The 7,353-nt window shown below is 41.6% G+C and carries 3 protein-coding genes; all 3 read right to left on the minus strand.

The genetic code is table 11. The features are described from left to right. Positions 1-76 precede the first annotated feature (76 nt). Positions 77-1,093: an IS110 family RNA-guided transposase gene (locus tag G327_RS0123395; RefSeq protein ID WP_019615383.1), complete on the minus strand. Its 1,017-nt coding sequence runs from the start codon at positions 1,091-1,093 to the stop codon at positions 77-79. A 743-nt stretch (positions 1,094-1,836) separates the two neighbouring features. Continuing rightward, complete coding sequence (locus tag G327_RS0123400) at positions 1,837-5,541, minus strand: AAA family ATPase (protein ID WP_019617235.1); 3,705 nt, start codon at positions 5,539-5,541, stop codon at positions 1,837-1,839. Beyond that, positions 5,538-6,752 (minus strand): exonuclease subunit SbcD, encoded by a 1,215-nt coding sequence (sbcD, locus tag G327_RS0123405; protein WP_019617236.1) that lies wholly within the window; start codon positions 6,750-6,752, stop codon positions 5,538-5,540. The genes G327_RS0123400 and sbcD overlap by 4 nt, the downstream gene beginning before the upstream one ends. Positions 6,753-7,353 lie beyond the last annotated feature (601 nt).

Raw genomic sequence — 7,353 nt, forward strand, 5'->3', positions numbered from 1 at the left:
ATGGTATCGTTCAAGGCTCAATCACGTCTAATGGTTTTACCAACCCCGTTTTTAACTCATGAACGATGCCAAATTCTTAACAAAATGCTTTTTCTACATCAAACGGTACTTTATCTCGCAATACATAAAAACAAGCTCTCGCTAATTTATGTGCCACTGTTTTAATAGCGATCGTTTGATTAGTTTTAGCTGATTTTCGTTGATAATAACTTTTAACGGTTTTGTTATAACGAATGGCAAAATTGGCGGCTTCTACAAAAGCCCAGGCTAAGTATTTATTGCCATTCTTGGAATTGGTTTTACCTTTCTTTTTACCGTTGCTATAACGAGCGCCACTAACACAACGGCAATAGGATGCATAATTCCCTACTTTATTAAAACGTTTAATATCGCCGGTTTCTAACATGATAGTGAGGGCGAGAATATTGCCAATACCGTCAATCGTAGTCAACTCTTGAAAATCGGGTTTTAATTGAACTTGTGTTAATACGATTTTTTCTAATAGTTTGATTTGCTCTTTTAGACACTTCATCACGGCCAGATTACAAATCGTTGCCTGTGCCGTGTTTGCAGATGAGAAATGAGTCATTATAGCTTCGGGAGTTAACTGTTTTATCTTATTGTTACTCATTTTGTAACTTAGATGACGCATGTATAGTCCTTGAATGGACAAAAGATTGAGAGTGGATTGCTGAACAAGCTGCATGCGTTTGCGCATTAAATCACGGACGGTTCGTTGCTCTTTTGGGTAAATATAACCTTCAGGTAATACACCTAATCGCAGCATTTCAGCAAGCCAGTCAGCATCGGTTTTATCATCCCCATATTTCAAACCAGAATATTGCTGAATAGCTGTGGTATTAGCGAGATGTACTTGGAAATCAGCTTCATTCAGAGCGTCAACTAGCCAATACCAGTTGAATGTAGACTCAACGACTAAGCCTGTTAATTGTTGCTTAAATGGAGCCAGAAACAGAAAAATTTGTTTTATATCGTTGGGTAATTTACGTCGCGCCATAACATCACCAGTTTCATCTTTAATTGAAAAAACGCTGTTATTTGAATGTAAGTCAATGCCACCATATAGTTTCATTTTAAAGCCCTCGTTTTAGCTATGCGTATAACATACACTCTAGGCTTGAACGTTACTCGTAAGGGCTTACTATATGATTATCACGTCTTGCCTATTCAACCCAACCGATACGGCTACGGATTTCCCGTCCATTTTATTGTGATTAACAGCTACTTTAGCAAGTGAAATCCTGGATGATTTCACTAGATCCGGCATGCACATGGATGTACATTCCGAACCGGTGCATTAAAAAGTAGTTGTTTATAACAAGATCAAAAAATGGTTCGGGGCAGCCTTTCTTTTGGGAGAGTTATGAGACAGCATAGTGTCACGAGCGGGCTAAATTCTACGTGCCCTGTTTTCTTTGCCTGTACAACAAAAGCGGGGACATCCAAACCATTTTATAAATAAACCAAACCAATTCGGCTAGTGTCTTACTTTCCGTTTACGTTTTTCTTGGCTGGGAAATGACTTTAGCAAAGGAAATCATGGATGATTTCATTAGGCTTGGAGCTGCACATGAATGTGCTGTCCAAGCCGGTGCGTTAAAAAGTTATTGAACAGACAAGAATAAAAAACGTTTCGGAACGGCACTTTTTGGTTACTTTTTCTTGCTGTTGAGAAAAAGTAACACGCCGTCAAGGGCGGAACTCCAACAATAAAAGTTATACCCAAAGCTCACAAGCGAAAGCCTATGATCATTAGAGTTGGATCGATGAACAAGCACTAACACGTAAACGCAACCAACTCCCCCCTACATTAAGCTAACTCTGCTCAACAAACATATACTGCTTATCCAGCTGACTATAACCCGCCCCGCTACCTTTACGCACATGAATCTGTTTATTAATCCGCTCTTTAAGTGCATCAACATGAGAAATAACCCCGATCAGTTTTCCGGTTGCATTTAACCTTTCCAACGCATCAAGTGCCGTCTCTAAGGTATTGGCATCTAACGTACCAAAACCCTCGTCTAAAAATAACGATTCAATCTGAGTTTTATGACTAACCAGATTAGAAAGCGCTAAAGCCAGACCCAGACTCACTAAGAAGCTTTCTCCGCCCGACAAAGTTTTTACATCCCGCACAGCATTCGCCTGCCATAAATCAATCACCTGCAGTGCTAAGGGTTCATCAATATTCCGCTGCAGCTGATAACGCTGATGCAGATCCGCCATCTCTTTATTAGCCAGATAAACCAGATTATCTAAGGTTAAGCCCTGCGCAAAGGTTCTGAATTTACTGCCGTCTGCGGAGCCGATCAGCTTATTAAGCATCGCCCACTGCTCTGCACTCTCTTTTTGTTTCACCTGTTTCTCCAGCAGTGCCTGCTGCTGTGCTTTTAAGCGTACATCTGCCTGCAGTTTGCCTTTTTTCTCAACCAGTTGTTCGCTGATAACTTCAAATTTTGACTTCTTCGCAGAAAGCTCGCTTTCTAATGTTGTCTGATCTTTTTCGCTAACGTTTAATGCCAGATGCTTTTCAAGGCTCTGCTGCGCCGAACTTAAACGGGTTTTCTCCGTTAGTAACTGTTCATTGAGCTGCTTTTGTAAAGCAAGCAGTGCCTGTAACTGCTCTTCTGCTAAACGTGAATCAATAAACTGTGCCTGATCTGTAAAAGTACTAGCCGCTAACTGTTTTTCAAAAATACCAAGCAGTGTCTGCTGATTCTTATGCAGTTCCGCCAGCTGATTTTTCTGCTCGACAAGCTGCCCGGATAAACGTGCAGATTTCCCCTGTATATCCTGCAGATCACTCATAGCAAGATCCAGCTTCTGCTGTAGTTCATTTTTTTCAGATTCAAGTTTTTCTTGAATCTGTTCCTGGCTTTGACTGCCGAATTGCTCCGCTCTTTGTTTCTGCTGCAGGGCAAGCTGTGACTGATTAGACTGCCATAAGGTCTGCAGCTGCAGTAATGTGCTTTGCTGCTGTGTATGCATCTGCTGCTGCAGCTCTATTTCATGAGCCTGCTGTTCCACTAAGCTTTGCAGAGTAATGCTCTGCGCCTGTTGTGACTGGTACAAAAGAATTAAACTCTTCTGATTTTCAATCCACGCGGCCGGGTTATTAAATAATTTATCGACTTCAACCTGCTCCTTTAGGAGTTCATCCGGCAGCTGCTGACGAATGCCCTGCTTATTTTCTTCAAGCTGTGCTGAAAGCGCCTGCTGCTCTTTAGCTAAGCGCTGCAGTTCATTGTCATCAACAGTATGCTGGTTGTTAAGCTCCTGCAGCAGCCTTTCATGATCATTGGCTTTTTCAGTAAGCTCCTGTACAAGCTGTAGTAAATCCGGAAGTTTTGCTTCAATCTGCTGAACCTGTTTTTGCAGCTTCTCAAGATTAAAGCGCTTTTCCTGTAAGCTTTGTGACAGGGCGGATAAATCCTGAAGACTGCTTTGCTGATATTTAAAGGCAAACAGATAAGGACTATTTTTCCATTCACTTAGCTGCTTATCCATGAGTAGATTAAGATCCGCTTCCTGCTGACGGTATTCAGCGAGCCGCTTACTGTCTGTGTCGATCTGATTTTTAAGCGCGGCATACTGCTCTCTCATAGCGCCTAGACGCAGCTCTTTTTCCTGCAGCGCTATTTGAGTTTCCGGTATATCAACAGGCTGATAATCACTGACCGAAGGATGCTCTATGGAGCCGCATAACGGACAAGGCTGATCTGCCTGGAGAAGTTTTTTCAGATCGCCCAGCTGGGAAATAACCTGTTCCTGCTTTAACAGCTTGTGCAGAGCATCCAGCGCACTTTTGCACTCCAGCCCTTCCTGCTTACTAACCGTTAATGCCTGCTGATTATTTTTGATACCTTGCTCTAATTCAGCAGTGCTTTTGTGCACAGTATCTAATCTTGCACTTGTATCATCCAGCAGCTTGGTTAACGACAGGGCCTGCTGGTTATGAGACTGCTGATCAAACACCTCGGTTAACAGCTCGTTCACTTGTGCCGAACTGCTGAATTGATAACTGTCTAATAATGCATCTCTCTGCTGCTGGTACTGCTGCAGAAGCATCTGCTTTTCATGCCGCGCTTGTGCACTGAGATTAACCTGCTTATGAACATCCAGCTGTTTATTGTGCACTACACTTTGCTTTTTCTGCAGTTCAGCAGCGGCAGACAAAGATTCCTTTAACTGTGACTGCTGCTTAATATATAAAGAAAACTGCTGCTCAATAAGCGGCAGACTTTCCTGAAGCTGATGCGAAGCCTGCTGCTCTTGTAAAACCTCATTTAACGCTTTTAAGGCAAGATTATCTTTATTTTGCTTGCCTAACTGACTGTCCAGTTTCTGCTTCGCTGCATCTGCTGTTTTTGTCTGTTTTTCCACAGCAGATTTTTGTTCACCACACTGTTCGCTTAACTGACCTATTGCTAAATCTAAAGGAACAAGAGATTCATTGAGTTGTTTCTGCTTTACAGCATGGCTTTCCTGCAGAGACTTCTGCGATTCAGTGAGCGTTTCAACCCTGCTTTTGCTCTCTGTTAACTGCGCTTGTAATGTCTGATTGTTTTGTTCACTTTCAGCAATTAACTTCTCGACAGCTTGTAATTTCTGAGCGTTTAACAGCTGACTCTGGTAAGGCTGTTCAAGCAGTTTTGCCTGCTCTGCGAGTTCAATCTGCCTCTGCTTATCTTTAAAATCGGCTAAAGACTGCTCGCTGTTTTTTAACAGCACTACCTGCGCTTCCACCTGCTCTTTTAATATCTGTGCATTTTTCAGCCACAATAACGCACCTTCGGTATCTTTTAAACCAGTCTGTACACTGTGTTTATCGGCTTCAAGCAGCGTTATCTGCTCATTTAACTGCTCAACCTGCTCAGCTGAAAGTACTTCTAATACGTCCGCTTGTTTAATTAATAAATCTAATTCCGCCTGAACCTGTTTATTACGCTCAAATACATGCTTAGCGATTTCACAATAAATCTCAGTCCCGGTTAACTCTTCTAATAGTTCCGCACGATCTTTAGTGCTGGCATTTAAGAAGGCGGCAAAACCGCCCTGCGCAAGCAGCATAGATTTGGTAAAACGAGAAAAATCTAATCCAGTAAGTTCAATAACCTGCTTTAATACTTCACTGCTTTTAGTGCAAAGCACCTCGCCCTCTATGGTGCTTAATTCACAAACAGGCGCCTGCAGTTTTCCGGAAGGACTTTTTCTGGCTCTTTTTTGCTCCCAGAAAACCCGGTAGCCTTCGCCTTTTACACTAAACTCCACTTCCGCAGAGCAGTCCGCAGTGCCGCGGGTCATCAATTCATTTTTACTTTGTGTTAAACGGTCCAGGCGCGGCGTCTGCTGATATAACGCCAGGCATAGTGCATCTAAGATGGTGCTTTTACCCGCACCTGTCTGTCCGGTAATAACAAACAGACCGTTCTCTAAAAAATCAGCATCCTGAAAATCAATTTTCCAATGGCCTTTTAATGAGTTTAAGTTTTTAAAGCGTAAAGAAAGAATTTTCATGATTTATGCTCCACTTCAGAGCAGACTTCAGCAAACAGCATAGTTAGCTGTTCTCTCTGTTGTTCACTGTAGCTGTCTTCAATCTCTAGACGATGCTGAAAAAGATCTGTAGGCGTTAAATTGTCCAGAGTGGATTTTTCGGATCCCTGATACTGGTTATTTTCATTAATGGTCGGACTGCTGATTTTCAAAATTTCTATTTCACTTTCCAACACCTGCTCACTCAGTAAGGCATGTACATCGGAAAGATAAAAAGCCTGCTGCAGTTTGACCTCTACCCAGGCACTTTCACCGTCTAACTCTCTTTTAAGCGCTTGTAACTGCTCAGTCACAGACTCCAAGTCACCGCTGATAACCAGCATCTTCTGAAAAACGGGAACCTCCATCTCATTAACTGTTAAGGAGTTATCTGTATCAAACTCAATAATATTAATCTTTTTCTGCTTCTTGGTTTCATCAAAACTCAGCGCTATCGGACTGCCGCTGTAGCGAATATGGTTAGATTTCTGCACTTTTTGAGCACGGTGCAGATGCCCCAGCGCGATATAATCAAAAGCGGGAAACAGGGCGGAAGGGAATGCAGTCAAAGTACCGATATAAATATCACGAACCGATTCAGAAACAGAGCAGCCGACCGCCGTTAAATGCCCGGTTGCAATAACAGGCAGACTTTCAGAGCGGTTTTTCTGCTGTGCCAGCTCATATATAGAGGAATAAGTCTGCTGTATGCCCTGCTGCAGACTCATCTGCTTGGCTTCTGCGGAGCAACCCTGCTCACTTTTCATTACATCATTAGCGCGTAAAAACGGTAATGCGCAGACTAGAGCACTTTCCTTCTTATTTTCATCATACAAGCTAATGATATGATCATTTAAATCATCACTTAAACCGGCAAGCACTGAAACATTTAACATCTGCAGCAGATCTTTACTTTCATTTAAAACCGCGACACTGTCGTGATTTCCAGAAACGATAATAAGGTGGCGGCAGCTGCTTTTTTGTAACCGGACAATAAAATCACTATATAACTTGCGCGCATAAGAAGGCGGTGATGCGCTGTCAAATATATCTCCAGCAACAATAACCGCTTCAATACCTTCTTTTTCAACCACTTCAACTAACCAGTTTAAAAAAGCAAAGTGCTCTGCTTCTCTGGTTTTCATCATAAAATACTGGCCAAGATGCCAGTCTGAAGTGTGTAATATCTTCATTAATGCTCTCATTGCTTCGCTATAGGGAATTTAGTCTAGCTAAGTTTACCCATTTCAAACTTAGAAAACTGTTTTTGAATAATAAATTAAAGATGTTTGTTTAAAATGAAATCAACCTGTCCGGCAAATAAGCAAAAAAAGAAAAATCACTTTATTAAACAGAAGTTCATTGCAAGCCATCCCCTATATCTGCGCTAAGGTGTTCAATCCCGTCACTTAAATAGTTTGTCTAACCTCGACATGCCTGTCACCTGCTTTTATCAATCGAATTCACTATTTCAATCAAGATAAAAGCCGTTAAGTGAACTAAATCGACAATTTCTGTTTAAAATGAAATCAACTTGCCTAGCAAACAAGCAAACAAAAGAAAAATCACTTTATTAAACAGAAGTTCATTGCAAGCTATCTCCTATATCCGCGCTAAGGTGTTCAATCCCATCACTTAAATACTTTGTCTAACCTAGACATGCCTGTCACCTGCTTTTATCAATCGAGTTCACTATTTCAATCAAGATAAAAGCCGTTAAGTGAACTAAATCGACAATTTCTGTTTAAAATGAAATCAACTTGCCTAGCAAACAAGCAAAAGAAAGAAAAATCA

It is taken from the genome of Psychromonas ossibalaenae ATCC BAA-1528, assembly GCF_000381745.1.
GTDB classification, from domain to species: Bacteria; Pseudomonadota; Gammaproteobacteria; order Enterobacterales; family Psychromonadaceae; genus Psychromonas; species Psychromonas ossibalaenae.

Coding starts and splice junctions, on each gene's coding strand:
- sbcD (WP_019617236.1), bottom strand. CDS start 6,752: ATGAAGATATTACACACTTCAGACTGGCATCTTGGCCAGTATTTTATG.
- G327_RS0123400 (WP_019617235.1), bottom strand. CDS start 5,541: ATGAAAATTCTTTCTTTACGCTTTAAAAACTTAAACTCATTAAAAGGC.
- G327_RS0123395 (WP_019615383.1), bottom strand. CDS start 1,093: ATGAAACTATATGGTGGCATTGACTTACATTCAAATAACAGCGTTTTT.